Below are 16343 nucleotides of genomic sequence, written 5' to 3'. Positions count from 1 at the left end.
GACTCCATGACCATCACCGCACTGTCCCGGGCCGCCGCGGACTCGGACGACCTGTCCGTCTGGCCGGCCTCCACCGGCCGGCTGCCGCACGGGGGGCTCTCCGTCGGCGGGGTGCCGCTCGCCGAGATAGCCGACCGTTTCGACACGCCGGTGTACGTGCTGGACGAGGGCGAGGTACGGGCCCGCTGCCGCACGTACCGCGACGCCTTCCCCGACGCCGACGTCCTGTACGCCGCCAAGGCGTTCCTGTCCCGGGCGATGGTCCGCTGGGTCGACGAGGAGGGCCTCGGGCTGGACGTGTGCTCGGCGGGCGAACTCGAACTCGCCGTCACCGCGGGCTTCCCGCCGGAGCGCATGGTCCTGCACGGCAACGCGAAGTCACCGCACGACATCGAGGCGGCGCTGCGGCTGGGGGTGGGCCGCATCGTCATCGACGGCCCGTCCGAGATCGCCCGGCTGGCCGCGATGGTGGGTACGGGCGGTTCGCAGAAGGTGATGGTCCGGGTGGTGCCGGGCATCACGGCCGGCGGCCACGAGAAGATCCGCACCGGTACGGACGGCCAGAAGTTCGGCCTGTCCCTCACCGACGGCTCGGCCCAGCACGCCATCGCCCGCGTCCTGGGCCAGCCGCAGCTCGAACTGACGGGCCTGCACTGCCACATCGGCTCCCAGATCACCGAGGTCAAGCCGTACCTCGCAGCCGTGCGCCGCATGGTCGGCCTGATGGCCCGTATCCGCGACGCCCACGGAGTCGTCCTGCCCGAGCTGGACATGGGCGGGGGCCACGGCATCGCCTACCGCCCCGGTGAGCCCGCGCTGGACCTCACGGCCCTGGCCCGCCGGCTGCGTACCGCGCTCGTGGAGAGCTGCGCGGCGGCCGGGCTGGCCGTGCCCCGGCTCACCATCGAGCCCGGCCGGGCCGTCGCCGGACCCGCCGGGGTGGCGCTCTACCGGGTCCTCGCCGTGAAACGCACCGGCGACCGCGTGTTCGTCGCCGTCGACGGCGGCATGAGCGACAACCCCCGCCCCGCCCTGTACGGGGTCCGGTACGCGCCCCGCCTCGTCGGCCGCCGCTCGGCCGCGGAGCCGTGCGTCGCCACGGTGGTCGGCAGGCACTGCGAAGCCGGCGACGTCCTGGCCGCCGATGTGGAACTGCCCGGGGACGTCCGCCCCGGCGACCTGCTCGCCGTACCGGTCGCGGGCGCCTACCAGCTGTCGATGGCATCCGGCTACAACCTGGTCGGGCGGCCGCCGGTCGTCGCGGTCGACAACGGCGGGGCCCGCCTGCTCATGCGCCGTGAGACCCTCGCCGACTTCCGCAGCCGGGACATCGGCGACTAGTTCCTGTCGACGTCAGCCGGCGTGGACGTGGGGGCGGCGGTCCCGGTCCGGTTCGGCCTCGCGGATGACCTCGCGGGTGACGGGTGCGACCTCTCCCTGCCCGAAGAGGAAGAAGCGGAAGAAGTTGGCCATCGGGTTGCCCTCGGTCCACTCGAAGTAGATGTGGGGGCGCTGGCCCGTCTCGTCCCTGATGTGGAGGAGGAGCGCGGCGAGGGCGTTGGGGACCGTGGAGCTCTCCACGGTCAGGACGCGGTAGCGGTCGTGCAGCACCTCGCCCCGGACCCGCAGTCCGGATTCGAACTCGGAGGGGTCCAGGACGGTGACTTCGACGAACAGGAGGTCGTCACCGGCCGGGATGTCGTTGTCGGCCCTGATCTGTTCGACCTTGTCGCGGTACTCGGCCTTGTCACGGTTGTCGGGCTCGTTGGCGATGAGGCGGATGGTGCGGTTGGCGGTGTCCCGGACGAACCTCGCGGCCATGTCGTCGAATTCGAGGTGGGTCACGCGCAGCTCGAAGACACGGGCCAGGCGGGAGAGGAGGGAGAGCGCCATGATGCCCGCGATGAAGCAGGCGCCGATCTTCACGCCGTCCGGGCGTTCGGCCACGTTGACGGCGGTGGTGTAGACGAAGACGGCGGAGATGACACCGAAGCCGATCGTCCAGCCGCGTTCCCCGGCCCGGCGGGCGGCGATGGTGACGGCGACGGCCGCCGAGGTGATCAGGACGAGGACACCGGTGGCGTAGGCGCCGCCCTGGGCGTCGACGTCGGCGTCGAAGATCCAGGTGACGAGGAACGCGATGAGGGTGAACACGATCACCATCGGGCGCAGGGCGCGGGCCCACTGCGGGGCCATGCCGTAGCGGGGCAGGTAGCGCGGCATCAGGTTGAGCAGTCCGGCCATCGCGGAGGAGCCGGCGAACCAGAGGATGAGGATCGTGGAGATGTCGTAGACGGTGCCGAAGGCGGAACCGAGGTATTCGTGGGCCAGGTAGGCGAGCGCGCGGCCGTTGGCTTCGCCCCCTGGCTGGAACTGATCGGCGGGGATCAGCAGGGTCGTGATCAGGCTGGAGCAGATCAGGAAGATGCTCATGATCACGGCGGCCGTGGTCAGCAGCTTCTTGGCACCGCGGATCCGGCCGGCGGGCTTCGCTTCGGTGTCGTCGGGACCGCCCTTCACGTGCGGCATGACCGCCACGCCCGTCTCGAACCCCGACAGGCCGAGCGCGAGCTTCGGGAACACGACGAGGGCGATGGCGATCATCATGAAGGGGTTGCCGTGCTCGGCGGTCAGCGCGGTCGTCCAGTCGGTGATGACCTGCGGCTCGCTGAACACGTTCCACAGCCCGACCGCCACCACGACGACGTTCAGGCCGAGGTAGGTGAAGACCAGGACCACCGCCACTCCGATGGCCTCGCTGAACCCCTTCAGGAACACCCCGCCCAGGAGCGCGATCAGGATCAGGGTGATCAGTACCTCGTGGCCGTGCAGGGTGCTGGTGAGGTGCGGGTTCTCCACCATGTGCGCGGTGGCGTCCGCCGCCGAGAGGGTGATGGTGATGAGGAAGTCGGTCGCCGCGAACCCGAGCAGGGTCAGGACGAACAGCTTCCCCTTCCAGAACGTGAGCAGGCGCTCCAGCATGGCGATGGAACCCTCGCCGTGCGGACTCTCCTCGGCCACCCGCCGGTACACGGGCAGCGCGCCGAACAGGGTCAGCAGCACGAGCACGATGGTCGCCAGCGGCGACAGCAGACCCGCCGCCAGGAACGCGATGCCGGGCTGGTAGCCGAGGGTGGAGAAGTAGTCCAGACCCGTCAGGCACATGACCCGCCACCACGGCCGGCCGTGGGGCTGGGCAGCCGCCTCCTTGGCTGCGGGCGAACTCGTCTGGGCGGTCAAGCCTTCCAGCATCCACGCGCTCAGGCGCGAGGAGCGGGCAGGGGTGGCCATCGTGGGGAGCTCCTGTCGTACGGCAAAGAATCAGCCATCGGCACCGACGGCTGAGCAAGCGTACGCAGGCTGATCCCTTATGCCCGCAGCTGAGCGAATCCTGACGTGTCCTTAACGCGGACCCCTCCGCTGGCGTAATGGACGCACTCCCGGAGAAGGCGGAACCCCGCCGCCGCCGTGTCCGACGTGCGTGTCCGGGCAGGGGGCAGCACACCGCCCTCGCGCAGGTCCCCGGAGGCCACCGGGCCCACCGCACCGCGTTCCCGTATGGGCGGCGTCAAGAGTTCCGCGGCACCCGTATGGAGTCCGTCAAAGGGTCTTAACGCCCGGCCCGACCCACGGTTTGCTCATCTTCGGCCGACTTGGCCGAAACCCATTTTCATCACTTCATTCAGGAGCTCACGGTGGCCGATCTGGCCTTCGTCGTCACCACGGTCGCGGTCTTCGCGCTGGTGGCTCTCATCGCCAAGGGGGTGACCAAGCTGTGAGCATCGAGAACATCGTCGGCCTGCTGGTCGCGGTCTCCCTGCTGGGTTACCTCATCCTCGCCCTTGTGTATCCGGAGAGGTTCTGAGTACCGACATGAGCCCCGTAACCGCTGGTGTGCTCCAGCTGCTCGCGCTGATCGCCGCGCTCGCACTGGCCTACCGACCCCTCGGCGACTACATGGCCCGGGTCTACTCCTCCGAGAGGCACTACGGGCCGGAGAAGTGGATCTACAAGGCCGTCGGCGCCAACCCGTCGGCCGAGATGCGCTGGCCCGCCTATCTGCGCGGCGTCCTGGCGTTCTCCGCCGTGAGCGTCCTGTTCCTCTACGCCCTCCAGCGGGCGCAGGGGATCCTGCCCGGGTCGCTCGGGTTCTCCGCGATAGACCCGGACCAGGCCTTCAACACCGCCGCGTCCTTCGTGGCCAACACCAACTGGCAGTCGTACTACGGCGAGCAGGCCATGGGCCACGTCGTGCAGACCGGCGGCCTGGCGGTCCAGAACTTCGTCTCCGCCGCCGTCGGCATGGCCGTCGCGGTGGCCCTCGTACGGGGCTTCGCGCGCTCCCGCACCGGGGAGCTCGGCAACTTCTGGGCGGATCTGGTGCGCGGCACCGTCCGCATCCTGCTGCCCCTGTCCGTCGTGGGCGCGCTGGTCCTCGTCGCCTGCGGTGCGATCCAGAACTTCGCCGGCATCCACGAGGTCGGCCAGTTCACGGGCGGGACCCAGCAATGGAACGGCGGGGCGGTGGCCTCGCAGGAGGTCATCAAGGAGCTGGGCACGAACGGCGGCGGCTACTTCAACGCCAACTCGGCCCACCCCTTCGAGAACCCCACCCCCTTCTCGAACCTGTTCGAGATCTTCCTGATCCTGCTCATCCCCTTCGCCCTCACCCGCACCTTCGGCCGGATGGTCGGCAACCTGCGCCAGGGTTACGCGATCCTCGCCACCATGGGCCTCATCTGGATCGGTTTCACCGCGCTGATGATGTGGACCGAGTTCGCCCACCACGGGCCGGCCCTCCAGGCCGCGGGCGGGGCGATGGAGGGCAAGGAGACCCGGTTCGGCATCGGCGCCTCCGCGATCTTCTCGGTCGCCACGACCCTGACCTCGACGGGCGCGGTGAACTCCTTCCACTCCTCGTACACGGGCCTGGGCGGTGGCATCCAGCTGCTGGGCATGCAACTCGGCGAGATCGCGCCCGGCGGTGTGGGATCCGGTCTCTACGGCATGCTGATCATGGCGATCATCGCGGTGTTCATCGCCGGCCTGATGGTCGGCCGCACCCCCGAGTACCTGGGCAAGAAGATCGGCACCCAGCAGATCAAGCTGGCCGCCTGCTACATCCTCATCACGCCCGCCCTGGTCCTGTGCTTCACCGCCGCGGCGATGGCGCTGCCCACGCCGGGCGACTCGATGGCCAACCCGGGCGCGCACGGCTTCTCCGAGATCCTCTACGCCTACACCTCGGGCGCCAACAACAACGGCTCCGCCTTCGCGGGCCTGAACGCCGACACCCAGTGGTTCAACAGCACCATCGGCATCGCCATGCTGCTCGGCCGCTTCCTGCCCATGGTCTTCGTGCTGGCGCTGGCCGGCTCGCTGGCCGAGCAGAAGCCGGTCCCCGAGACCGCGGGCACCCTGCGTACCGACAAGCCGCTCTACGCGGGCCTGCTCGTCGGCACGATCCTCATCATCACCGGTCTGACCTACTTCCCGGCGCTGGCGCTGGGTCCGCTTGCCGAAGGGCTCGCCTCATGAGCACCATCACCCCAACCCGTGCTCCGCACGAGGACCAGCCCACCGGACACAAGCCCGCGGCAGGGCGCGTCGGGGGCGGGCTGTTCGACCCCAAGGCCCTGCTGAAGTCCTTCCCCGACGCGGTGAGGAAGCTCGACCCGCGCATCATGGTCAAGTCCCCGGTCATGTTCGTGGTCCTCGTCGGTTCGGTGGTCACCACCTTCCTGGCGGTCTCGGACCCGACGGACTGGTTCGGCTGGGCGATCACCGCCTGGCTGTGGCTGACCACGATCTTCGCCAACCTCGCCGAGGCCGTGGCCGAGGGCCGCGGCAAGGCGCAGGCCGACACCCTGCGCAAGGCCAAGACCGACACCGTCGCCCGCCGGCTGACGGGCACGGACTCCTCGGCCGGATCGGCCGAGGAGTCCGTGCCCGGCACCGACCTCAGGATCGGTGACCTGGTCGTCTGCGAGGCGGGCGACATCATCCCGGGCGACGGGGACGTCGTCGAAGGCGTCGCCTCCGTCGACGAGTCCGCGATCACGGGTGAATCGGCTCCGGTCATCCGGGAGTCGGGCGGCGACCGCTCGGCCGTCACCGGCGGTACGAAGGTCCTCTCCGACCGGATCGTCGTGAAGATCACGACGAAGCCGGGCGAGACCTTCATCGACCGCATGATCGCGCTCGTGGAGGGCGCGGCCCGGCAGAAGACGCCCAACGAGATCGCCCTCAACATCCTGCTGGCGTCCCTCACCATCGTCTTCCTGCTGGCCGTCGTCACCCTCCAGCCGTTCGCGATCTACGCCGACGCCAAGCAGTCGATGATCGTCCTGACCGCGCTCCTGGTCTGCCTGATCCCGACCACCATCGGCGCCCTGCTCTCCGCCATCGGCATCGCCGGCATGGACCGGCTGGTCCAGCGCAACGTCCTGGCGATGAGCGGCCGGGCCGTCGAGGCGGCGGGCGACGTCTCCACGCTGCTGCTCGACAAGACGGGCACGATCACGCTGGGCAACCGGCAGGCTTCGGAGTTCGTGGCCGTCAAGGGCACCACGGCTGCCGAACTGGCCGACGCCGCGCAGCTTTCCTCCCTGGCGGACGAGACCCCCGAGGGCCGGTCGATCGTCGTCCTCGCGAAGGAGAAGTACGGGCTGCGCGAACGCCACCAGGGCGAGCTCGCGCAGGCCACCTGGGTGGAGTTCACCGCCCAGACCCGGATGTCGGGCGTCGACGTGGACGGCAAGAAGACCCGTAAGGGAGCTGCCGGTTCGGTCATCGCGTGGGTGACGGAGCGGGGCGGTCAGATCGCCGCCGACGCCGACGTCCTGGCCAACCGGATCTCCGAGGCCGGCGGCACGCCGCTGCTGGTCGCCGTCGAGGACGAGAAGGGCGCCCGGATCCTGGGCGTCATCCACCTCAAGGACGTCGTCAAGGAGGGCATGCGCGAGCGGTTCGACGAACTGCGCCGCATGGGCATCAAGACCGTCATGATCACGGGCGACAACCCGCTGACCGCGAAGGCGATCGCGGAGGAGGCCGGTGTCGACGACTTCCTCGCCGAGGCCACCCCCGAGGACAAGATGGCCCTCATCAAGCGGGAGCAGGCGGGCGGCAAACTCGTCGCGATGACCGGCGACGGTACGAACGACGCCCCGGCCCTGGCCCAGGCGGACGTGGGCGTGGCGATGAACACCGGCACCTCGGCCGCCAAGGAGGCCGGGAACATGGTGGACCTGGACTCCAACCCCACCAAGCTCATCGAGATCGTCGAGATCGGCAAGCAGCTCCTCATCACCCGAGGGGCCCTGACCACCTTCTCGATCGCCAACGACGTCGCGAAGTACTTCGCGATCATCCCGGCCATGTTCGCCGTGGTCTACCCGGGCCTCGACAAGCTCAACGTCATGGGCCTGCACTCACCGAACTCCGCGATCCTCTCGGCGGTCGTCTTCAACGCGCTCATCATCATCGCGCTCGTGCCGCTCGCCCTGAAGGGCGTCCAGTACAAGCCGACGAGCGCCGACAAGATGCTCCGCCGCAACCTCGGGATCTACGGACTCGGCGGCCTCATCGCCCCGTTCATCGGCATCAAGCTCATCGACATGCTCATCACCCTCATTCCCGGAATCGGCTGATACCCGCCATGAACAACTCTGTCGGCAACACCGCACGGCTGATCGGCGCGGGCCTGCGGGCACTCCTGGTCCTGACGGTCCTGTGCGGCGTCCTCTACCCGCTGGCCGTGACCGGCATCGCCCAGGTCGCCTTCCACGCCAACGCCAACGGCTCCGAGACCAAGGACAAGAGCGGCGCCGTCGTCGGGTCCTCCCTCATCGGACAGACCTACGACCTCCCCAAGCGGAACCCGGACGACCCCGAGGAGAGCGCCAAGCCGGACCTGAAGTGGTTCCAGCCGCGCCCCTCGGGCGGCCTCGGGTCCAACAGTGTCAACACCCGGTACGCGCTGATCCTCTCCGGCGCCACCAACAAGGCCGCCGACAACCCGGACCTGGTCAAGATGGTCGAGGACGCCAAGGCCGCGGTCATCGCGGACAACTCCACGGCCTCGTACACGGTGGACCCGCGGGACGTCCCGGCCGACGCCGTCACCTCCTCCGGCTCCGGGCTCGACCCGAGCATCTCCCCGGAGTACGCGAAGATCCAGGTCCACCGGGTCGCCGAGCGGAACGACCTCGACGTCAAGCAGGTCGAGGAGCTCGTGGAGCAGAACACCGAAGGCCGCACGCTCGGCTTCATGGGCGAACCCCGCGTCAACGTCCTGGGGCTCAACATCGCGATCAAGGCCCTGGCCAAGAGCTGACGGCCGCCGCGGCGCGGATCCGGAGCCGGCGGAGCGCGACGGGCCCCGGCTGCCGCCGGGTGTGACCCGAGGCGTCGCCCCGCCGGCTCCGGCCGCTCGCACGTGACGAAAGGAAGGCTCCGCACCGATGACACGCGTGCTCGTGGTGGAGGACGATCCGCAGCTCGTACGCGCGCTGAAGATCAATCTCCAGGCCAGGAAGTTCGAGGTCGTGGAAGCCGGGGACGGCGCCATGGCGCTCCGGCTCGCGGCGGCCCGCACACCGGACGCCATCCTCCTGGACCTCGGTCTGCCGGACATGGACGGCGTGGAGGTGATCAGGGGTGTGCGCGGCTGGAGCCACGTCCCGATCCTGGTCCTCTCCGCGCGGCACACCTCCGAGGAGAAGATCCGGGCCCTGGACGCCGGCGCGGACGACTACGTGACCAAGCCGTTCAGCATGGACGAGCTGCTGGCGCGCCTGCGCGCCGCCACCCGCCGACAGGAAGCGCCCGCTTCCCCGGCCGGGATCTCGGGGATCGCGACCGACGAGTTCACCATCGACCTGGCCGCCAGGAAGGTGGTGCGCGGTGGCCACACCGTCCGGCTGACCCCGACCGAGTGGCACCTGCTGGAGCTGCTGATCGCCAAGCCCGGGCACCTCGTCTCCCAGCGCAGGCTGCTCCTGGAGGTCTGGGGGCCGACCTACTCGGAGCACACCAACTACCTGCGGGTCTACATGGCCCAGCTGCGGCGCAAGCTGGAGGCGAATCCCTCCCACCCCCGGTACCTGATCACGGAACCGGGCATGGGCTACCGCTTCGAGCCCTGACAGCCACCAACACCAACACCAACACCAACACAGACACAGCACATCGAGCAGAACGAGAAGCCGGCATCACATGAGACGCGGAAAGCTCCGGATCTACCTCGGCTCGGCCCCGGGCGTCGGCAAGACGTACGCGATGCTCTCCGAGGCCCACCGCAGGACCGAACGCGGCACCGACTGCGTCGTCGGCTTCGTCGAGCACCACCACCGGCCGCGCACCGAAGTGATGCTGCACGGCCTGGAGATGATCCCGCGGCGCGAGATCGAGTACCGGGACACCGTCTTCACGGAGATGGACGTGGACGCGGCGCTCGCACGCCGCCCGGCCGTGGTCCTCGTGGACGAGCTCGCGCACACCAACGTCCCGGGCTCGCGCAACACCAAGCGCTGGCAGGACGTCGAAGAGCTCCTCCAGGCCGGCATCGACGTCGTCACGACGGTCAACATCCAGCACCTGGAGTCCCTCGGCGACGTCGTGGAAACCATCACCGGGGTGCGCCAGCGCGAGACCGTTCCGGACGAGGTGGTGCGGCGCGCCGACCAGATCGAGCTGGTCGACATGTCTCCGCAGGCCCTGCGCCGCCGGATGGCGCACGGCAACATATACAAGCCCGACAAGGTCGACGCGGCCCTGTCGAACTACTTCCGCCCCGGCAACCTGACCGCGCTGCGCGAGCTCGCGCTGCTGTGGGTCGCCGACCGCGTGGACGAGTACCTCCAGGAGTACCGCGGCGAGCACGGCATCCGCTCCACCTGGCAGGCCCGGGAGCGGATCGTCGTCGGCCTCACCGGCGGCCCCGAGGGCCGTACGCTGATCCGGCGCGCCGCCCGGCTCGCCGAGAAGGGCGCGGGCGGCGAGGTGCTCGCCGTCTACATCGCCCGCAGCGACGGCCTCTCCTCCGCCTCCCCCAAGGAACTCGCCGTCCAGCGCACCCTGGTCGAGGACCTCGGCGGCACCTTCCACCACGTCATAGGCGACGACGTCCCGCACGCCCTGCTGGAGTTCGCGCGCGGCGTCAACGCCACCCAGATCGTCCTCGGCGTCAGCCGCCGCAAGCCCTGGCAGTACGTGTTCGGGCGGGGCGTCAGCGCCACCGTGGCCGTCGAGTCCGGACCGGACATCGACGTCCACATGGTCACGCACGACGCCGCGGCCAAGGGCCGCCGCCTGCCGCTCGCGCGCGGTGCCCGGCTGGGCCGCTCCCGGATCATCTGGGGCTGGGCGACCGGTGTGGCCGGCCCCGCCCTGCTCACCCTGCTGCTCAGCCAGGTCCTTCCCGAGCTCGGGCTCGCGAACGACATGCTGCTGTTCCTCACCTTCACCGTCGCCGCCGCGCTGCTCGGCGGACTGCTGCCCGCGCTCGCGTCGGCCGCGTTCGGCTCCCTGCTGCTGAACTACTTCTTCACGCCGCCGCTCCACCGGCTCACCGTCTCCGACCCCCGCAACATCGTCGCCATCTCGATCTTCGTCGGTGTGGCCGTGTCCGTGGCCTCCGTCGTCGACCTGGCCGCCCGCCGCACCCACCAGGCCGCCCGGCTGCGCGCCGAATCCGAGATCCTCTCCTTCCTCGCGGGCAGCGTCCTGCGCGGCGAGAACTCCCTCGACGCGCTCCTCGAACGCCTCCGCGAGACCTTCACCATGCGGTCCGTCGCCCTCCTGGAGCGGGCCGGTGAGGTCGAGCCCTGGACCACGGCCGCCGCCGTCGGCGCCCACCCGGTGACCCGGCCCGAGGAAGCCGACGTCGACATGCCGATCGGCGAGAACATGGCCCTGGCCCTCTCCGGGCGGGTCCTGCCCGCCGAGGACCGCCGCGTCCTCGGCGCGTTCGCCGCCCAGGCAGCCGTCGTGCTCGACCGCCAGCGCCTGGTCGACGAGGCCGGGCGGGCCCGGGAACTCGCCGAGGGCAACCGCATCCGTACGGCCCTGCTCGCCGCCGTCAGCCACGACCTGCGCACACCGCTGGCCGGCATCAAGGCCTCGGTCACCTCACTGCGCTCCGACGACGTCGACTGGTCCGAGGAGGACAGGGCCGGTCTCCTCGAAGGCATCGAGGAGGGCGCGGACCGCCTCGCCGCGCTCATCGGGAACCTCCTCGACATGTCCCGGCTGAACACGGGCTCCGTCGTCCCGCTCATCCGCGAGACCGACCTCGACGAGATCGTCCCGATGGCGCTGGGCGGCCTGCCCGACGACAGCGTCGAACTCGACATCCCGGAGACCCTTCCGATGGTCGCCGTCGACCGCGGGCTCCTCGAACGGGTCGTGGCCAACATCGTCGAGAACGCCGTCAAGTACAGCCCGCACGGCCAGCCCGTCCACGTCTGCGCGAGTTCCCTGCTCGACCGCGTCGAGCTCCGGGTCGTGGACCGCGGGCCCGGAGTCCCCGACGAGGCCAAGGAGAGGATCTTCGAACCCTTCCAACGGCACGGCGACGCGCCCCGCGGCGCGGGCGTGGGGCTCGGCCTCGCGGTCGCCCGCGGCTTCACGGAGGCCATCGGCGGCACCCTCACGGCCGAGGACACCCCCGGCGGCGGCCTCACCATGGTCCTGACCCTCCGCACCCCGGCCGACACCCCACCCGCCAACGGGGAACTGCCGCCCTCCGCCCTCACCTGAGAGCACGAGGGCCGCGAGGCGGGAGCGCGGTCTCACGTCACCTCGTCCGTGATGCGGAAGCGCAGCCGGCAGATGACGGCGTCGGTGTCGCGTCGTACGGCGTGGGCGACGACCGCTCCGCGCTGGTTCTGGAGGATCCGCTGCCACAGGCGGGCGGGCTCGGTCTCCGGGATCAGTACGGTGACCTGGGCGTCCGGGTTCGTGGCGGTGAGCTCGCGGACGTAGCCGGAGACCGGTCGGCCGAGCGCCCGGGTCGGCGAGGTGACCTCGACGAGTTCGACCCCCGGGCTCCACAGCTCCCAGTCGCGGCGCAGGGCTTCGGCCGCCCGGCGGTCCTCGGGCGCGGGGTGGGTGACGGTGACGGCGAGCACCTCGTCGCCCAGCGAGCGGGCGGCGGTCAGCGCCCGGCAGGTCAGCTTCGACAGTCCGCAGACGGGGACGACGACCAGCGAGCGGGCCCGCGTCGGGGCCTGCGGGACCCGGCCGAGCTCCAGCCGTTCGCCGATCCGGGTGTAGGTGCGTTCGACCTTCTCGAAGCCGAGGACCAGCAGCGGCAGCGCGAGGACGATGAGCCACGCGCCCTCGGTGAACTTGGTGGCGGTGACCACGACGGCCGCGACCCCGGTGAGCAGCGCCCCGCATCCGCTCAGGGCGGCCTTGGCCCGCCAGCGCGGGGGACGTTCGCCGGACCAGTGCCGGACCATGCCGATCTGACAGATCGTGAAGCCGACGAAGACACCGATCGCGAAGAGGGGGACGAGGGTGTTGGTGTCGCCGCCGGAGAACACCAGCAGGGCGGCTGACACCGCGGCCAGCGCGAGGACACCGTGCCGGTGCACCTGGCGGTCGGCCTTGAGCGCGAACAGGTGCGGCAGGTGGTTGTCGCGGGCCAGCAGGCTCATCAGGACGGGCAGCCCGCCGAAGGAGGTGTTCGCCGCGAGCGCCAGCAGCACCATGGTCGCGAACTGCGTCACGTAGAAGGCGAGGTCGTGCCCGAAGGAGGCGTCGGCGAGCTGGGCGAGCACCGTCACTCCCTCGACCGGCTGGAGGTGGAAGCGGCCGATCAGGACGGACAGGCCGATCAGCATCACACCCAGCAGCGCACCGAGCGCGACCTCGGTGCGCTGCGCGCGCCGGGCGGCGGGGGCGCGGAAGGACGGCACCGCGTTGGCGACGGCCTCGACGCCGGTGAGGGCGGAGCAGCCTGCCGCGAACGCCTTCAGCAGGAGCAGCGCGCCGACGGTGGTGGCGCCCTCGCCGAGTACGGGCGCGTGTCCCTCGGCGGAGGCCGTGCTGAGCGGCCCGTCCCGGAACAGGCCGACGGTGATCATGGCGAGGATCGAGCCGACGAACAGGGCCGTCGGCAGCAGGAACAGCTTCGCCGAGTCGACGACGCCCCGCAGGTTCACGGCGGTGACCAGGACGAGGACGCCGAGGCAGATCCATACCCGCTGCCCGTACGACTCCGGGAAGGCCGAGGTCAGGGCGGCCACGCCGGCGGTGACCGACACCGCGACGTTCAGCACGTAGTCGAGGATCAGCGAGGCGGCCGCGACCAGGCCGGTCCGCCGGCCCAGGTGCCGCTTGGCGACCGCGTACGAGCCGCCGCCGTCCGGGAAGGCGGCGATGACCTGCCGGTACGAGGCCACCAGCACCGCCAGCAGGGCGGCGATGGCGAGGGTGACGGGCAGGGTGAACCCCATGCCGTACGCCCCGGCCGCCGCCAGCACCAGTACGACCGACTCGGGCCCGTACGCCACGGACGCCATCGCGTCGAGCGACAGCGCGGCCAGCCCCTGGAGGGCGGTGAGCTTGTGACGCGCGTCGGCCCCCGTATCGGGGGGCTCCTCCGCGCCGGCCTCCTTGACGGCCGTGTCCGGATTTCCTGTGTGCGTGGCCATGATGCCGGTCCCTCCGATCGAGCGCGGACGAGGGACAGCCTCAGGGGGAAATCCGGTACGACCAGCTTCCTTGGCGAGATCCATACGCCCGCCGGCCCGCTCTTCACGCACTTCTGACGGGCCGGCCGGATCGGGCGGGCTCAGGGGCGGATGCCGTCGCAGGCGATGGGCAGGTGGCGGGGGCCGCGCAGCACCGCGTTCTGGCGGTACGGGGGCGGGTCCTCCAGCAGCCGGGGGTTCTCCAGCCGGCGGGCCAGTTCGCTCAGTGCCAGCTGGGCCTCAAGGCGGGCCAGCGGGGCGCCGAAGCAGCTGTGGATGCCGCTGCCCAGGCCGAGGTGCTGGATGTCCCCCCGGTCGGGGTCGAAGCGGTCCGGGTTCTCGAAGCGCCTGGGGTCACGGTTCCCGGAGGCGAGGATCAGCGCGACCGTGGCGCCCTTGGGGATGTTCACCCCGGCCACCTCGATGTCGGTGAGCGTGCTGCGCCGGGGCAGCAGCTGCACGGGCGGCTCGTACCGCAGCAGTTCCTCGACGATCGGTACGGACAGCCGCGGGTCCTCGCGCAGCCGCTGGAGCACCTCCGGGTGGCGCAGCAGGGTGAGCATGCCGTTGGTGATCAGGTTGACCGTTGTCTCGTGGCCCGCGATCAGCAGCAGCGCCGCGGTGCTGATGATCTCCACCGTGCTCATGGACCCGTCCGGTTCCTCGGCGACGGCCGCCAGCTGGGACAGCATGTCCTCGCCCGGGTTCTTGCGGCGCTCCTCGACCAGCCCGGCCAGGTACATGCCGAGCTCGATCTGCGCGTCGGCCGCGCCCTTGGACTTCTCGGCGGGGTCGGCGTCCGGATCGGAGTCCAGGCTGGCGGCGATGGTGTCCGCCCAGCCGTGGAAGCGCGGCTCGTCCTCGTGCGGCACGCCCAGCAGCCGGCAGATCACCGTCACCGGGAAGGGGTAGGAGAACTGCTCGACGAGGTCGATCCGTTCCGGGGAGTCCGCGCCGGCGATGCCGTCGATGAGGCCGGAGACGATGCCGGCGAGCTCGCCGCGCATGTCGTGGACCCGGTGCGGGGAGTGCGGCGGCCCGAAGGGCCGGTTCGTGATGCGGCGCAGCCGGTCGTGGTCCGGCGGGTCGAGCCTCAGGAAGACCGGCGGCAGGGTCGATTCGTCGCCTTCGCTTCGCACCAGCGGGTCGCTCGCCGACAGCGTCAGATTGCGGGGGTCGGAGCTGATGCGCGGATCGTGCAGCAGGCTCTGGATCTCGTAGTAGGTGCTGACGACGTACGGCCCGTCCTCGTCGTGGAACACCGGTGTCTTGCGCAGCTCCTCGTACAGCGGGTACGGGTCGGCCCGGCTGGCGTAGTCGATGATCTGCCGGAGCATCGCTCGGCTCAAGTTTCCGCCTCCGTCGTCGCTCTCACGGGTCGTCGGCCGACTCCGGACACCGCTTTCCCCAGCATGCACGGGCGCCCCGGCGGCCGCCTGCCGGGAACGCCGGCAGGGCCGAGTGGCGCAGCCCCGGGTGCCGGGGCCGTGGTGGGCGGGCACAGTGGGCGCGGAGCGGGAAGGCGGCGCGGCGCGCGCCGCGTGACCCGGCCCGCGGCCGGGAACGGGAGAACGGGAGCACGGCGATGACATCGGACGCACCCATGCAGCTCGGAATGGTCGGACTCGGCCGGATGGGCGCCAACCTGGTGCGCCGGCTCGTGCGGGACGGCCACCGGTGCGTCGTCAACGACGTCAGCCCCGACGCCGTACGGGCGCTGGAGGCCGAGGGCGCGACGCCGGCCTTCTCGCTGGAGGAGCTCGTCGAGCGGCTGGAGCGGCCCCGCGCCGTGTGGCTCATGGTGCCGGCGGCCGTGGTCCAGGACACCCTGGACCGGCTGGCCGGGCTCCTGGAGCCCGACGACACCGTCATCGACGGCGGCAACTCCTACTACCGGGACGACATCACCCGGGCCCGGGCCCTGACCGAGCGCGGCATCCACTACGTCGACTGCGGCACCTCGGGCGGTGTCTGGGGCCTGGAACGCGGCTACTGCCTCATGATCGGCGGCGAACGGGGTCCCGTGGAACGGCTCGGCCCCCTCTTCCGCACCATCGCGCCCGGCACCGGCAGCGCCGAGCCCACCCCCGGCCGGACCCGGACCGAGGGCACCGCGCCGCACGGCTACCTCCACTGCGGGCCCAGCGGGGCCGGTCACTTCGTGAAGATGGTCCACAACGGCGTGGAGTACGGGATGATGGCCGCCATCGCCGAGGGCCTCGCCATCATCGAGCACGCCGACGCCGGCCTGCGCTCGCGTACCGCCGACGCCGAGACCGCTCCCCTGTCCGATCCCGAGGCCTACCGGTACGAGATCGACGTGGCCGAGGTCGCCGAGGTGTGGCGCCGCGGGTCGGTCGTCGGCTCGTGGCTGGTCGACCTCACCGCCGACGCCCTCGCCCGCTCCCCGCGGCTGGACGACTTCACGGGCCGCGTGTCCGACTCCGGCGAGGGGCGCTGGACCGTGCTGGCGGCCATCGAGGAGAGCGTGCCCGCGCCGGTGATCAGCGCCGCCCTCTACCAGCGCTACGAGTCCAGGGGGCTCGGCGAGTTCACCGCCAAGGTGCTGTCCGCCATGCGCAGCGAGTTCGGCGGCCATGCCGAGAAGCGTCCCGGCGCGGACGCGTGAGGGGGCCCGCC

12 protein-coding genes are annotated in these 16343 nt (G+C 70.9%); 9 read left to right on the top strand and 3 right to left on the bottom strand.

The features are described 5' to 3' along the window. Positions 1–6 precede the first annotated feature (6 nt). A complete protein-coding gene (gene lysA, locus EES41_RS31510; protein ID WP_123081354.1) occupies positions 7–1341 on the top strand; it encodes a diaminopimelate decarboxylase in 1335 nt (444 codons plus the stop codon). Positions 1342–1353: 12 nt separating this feature from the next. Here the strand turns inward: lysA and EES41_RS31505 are convergent, their stop codons facing one another. Further along, the gene (locus EES41_RS31505; RefSeq protein WP_123081353.1) at positions 1354–3291 is read right to left on the bottom strand and encodes an APC family permease; all 1938 of its coding nucleotides are present in this window, start codon (positions 3289–3291) and stop codon (positions 1354–1356) included. A gap of 362 nt (positions 3292–3653) precedes the next feature. Between EES41_RS31505 and EES41_RS43900 the strand changes: the two genes are divergently transcribed. The 7 genes from EES41_RS43900 to EES41_RS31475 all read left to right on the top strand — a co-directional run bounded on the left by EES41_RS43900 (position 3654) and on the right by EES41_RS31475 (position 11763). Then, positions 3654–3779 carry a hypothetical protein gene (locus EES41_RS43900; RefSeq protein ID WP_284681847.1) on the top strand — a complete coding sequence of 42 codons (126 nt, stop codon included), beginning with the start codon at positions 3654–3656 and terminating at the stop codon, positions 3777–3779. Beyond that, entirely contained in the window at positions 3776–3865 is a 90-nt protein-coding gene (gene kdpF, locus EES41_RS31500; RefSeq protein WP_079196248.1) for a K(+)-transporting ATPase subunit F, read from the top strand. Before EES41_RS43900 ends, kdpF begins: the two co-directional genes overlap by 4 nt. Before the next feature lie 8 nt (positions 3866–3873). Beyond that, complete coding sequence (gene kdpA, locus EES41_RS31495; RefSeq protein WP_123081352.1) at positions 3874–5538, top strand: potassium-transporting ATPase subunit KdpA; 1665 nt, start codon at positions 3874–3876, stop codon at positions 5536–5538. Continuing rightward, complete coding sequence (kdpB, locus tag EES41_RS31490) at positions 5535–7652, top strand: potassium-transporting ATPase subunit KdpB (protein ID WP_123081351.1); 2118 nt, start codon at positions 5535–5537, stop codon at positions 7650–7652. The genes kdpA and kdpB overlap by 4 nt, the downstream gene beginning before the upstream one ends. Positions 7653–7660: 8 nt before the next feature. Then, positions 7661–8338, top strand: coding sequence for a potassium-transporting ATPase subunit C (locus tag EES41_RS31485; protein WP_123081350.1), 678 nt, complete (start codon positions 7661–7663; stop codon positions 8336–8338). A 127-nt stretch (positions 8339–8465) separates the two neighbouring features. Beyond that, positions 8466–9149: a response regulator gene (locus EES41_RS31480; RefSeq protein WP_123081349.1), complete on the top strand. Its 684-nt coding sequence runs from the start codon at positions 8466–8468 to the stop codon at positions 9147–9149. 70 nt (positions 9150–9219) lie between these two features. Next, positions 9220–11763: a sensor histidine kinase KdpD gene (locus tag EES41_RS31475; RefSeq protein WP_123081348.1), complete on the top strand. Its 2544-nt coding sequence runs from the start codon at positions 9220–9222 to the stop codon at positions 11761–11763. Positions 11764–11795: 32 nt separating this feature from the next. Here EES41_RS31475 and EES41_RS31470 read toward each other — a convergent pair whose 3' ends face one another. Together EES41_RS31470 and EES41_RS31465 are read right to left on the bottom strand one after the other, a co-directional pair. Continuing rightward, on the bottom strand, positions 11796–13664 hold the full coding sequence (locus EES41_RS31470; protein WP_123081347.1) for an APC family permease: 1869 nt from the start codon (positions 13662–13664) through the stop codon (positions 11796–11798). A 140-nt stretch (positions 13665–13804) separates the two neighbouring features. Further along, positions 13805–15052, bottom strand: coding sequence for a cytochrome P450 (locus tag EES41_RS31465; RefSeq protein ID WP_254211631.1), 1248 nt, complete (start codon positions 15050–15052; stop codon positions 13805–13807). A 254-nt stretch (positions 15053–15306) separates the two neighbouring features. On the opposite strand from EES41_RS31465, the gene gnd reads away from it, so the two are divergent. Beyond that, entirely contained in the window at positions 15307–16332 is a 1026-nt protein-coding gene (gnd, locus tag EES41_RS31460; RefSeq protein WP_214352515.1) for a phosphogluconate dehydrogenase (NAD(+)-dependent, decarboxylating), read from the top strand. Positions 16333–16343 lie beyond the last annotated feature (11 nt).

The sequence above is a fragment of the Streptomyces sp. ADI95-16 genome, from assembly GCF_003721495.1.
Taxonomy (GTDB): domain Bacteria; phylum Actinomycetota; class Actinomycetes; order Streptomycetales; family Streptomycetaceae; genus Streptomyces; species Streptomyces goshikiensis.
Note: the sequence above shows the minus strand (reverse complement) of the source record. Positions and strands in the feature narration are given on the sequence as shown.

Bases quoted from the DNA above. Each gene is read 5' to 3' on its own strand.
- lysA (WP_123081354.1), top strand. From the start codon at position 7: ATGACCATCACCGCACTGTCCCGGGCCGCCGCGGACTCGGACGACCTG.
- EES41_RS31505 (WP_123081353.1), bottom strand. From the start codon at position 3,291: ATGGCCACCCCTGCCCGCTCCTCGCGCCTGAGCGCGTGGATGCTGGAA.
- kdpA (WP_123081352.1), top strand. From the start codon at position 3,874: ATGAGCCCCGTAACCGCTGGTGTGCTCCAGCTGCTCGCGCTGATCGCC.
- kdpB (WP_123081351.1), top strand. From the start codon at position 5,535: ATGAGCACCATCACCCCAACCCGTGCTCCGCACGAGGACCAGCCCACC.
- EES41_RS31485 (WP_123081350.1), top strand. From the start codon at position 7,661: ATGAACAACTCTGTCGGCAACACCGCACGGCTGATCGGCGCGGGCCTG.
- EES41_RS31480 (WP_123081349.1), top strand. From the start codon at position 8,466: ATGACACGCGTGCTCGTGGTGGAGGACGATCCGCAGCTCGTACGCGCG.
- EES41_RS31475 (WP_123081348.1), top strand. From the start codon at position 9,220: ATGAGACGCGGAAAGCTCCGGATCTACCTCGGCTCGGCCCCGGGCGTC.
- EES41_RS31470 (WP_123081347.1), bottom strand. From the start codon at position 13,664: ATGGCCACGCACACAGGAAATCCGGACACGGCCGTCAAGGAGGCCGGC.
- gnd (WP_214352515.1), top strand. From the start codon at position 15,307: ATGCAGCTCGGAATGGTCGGACTCGGCCGGATGGGCGCCAACCTGGTG.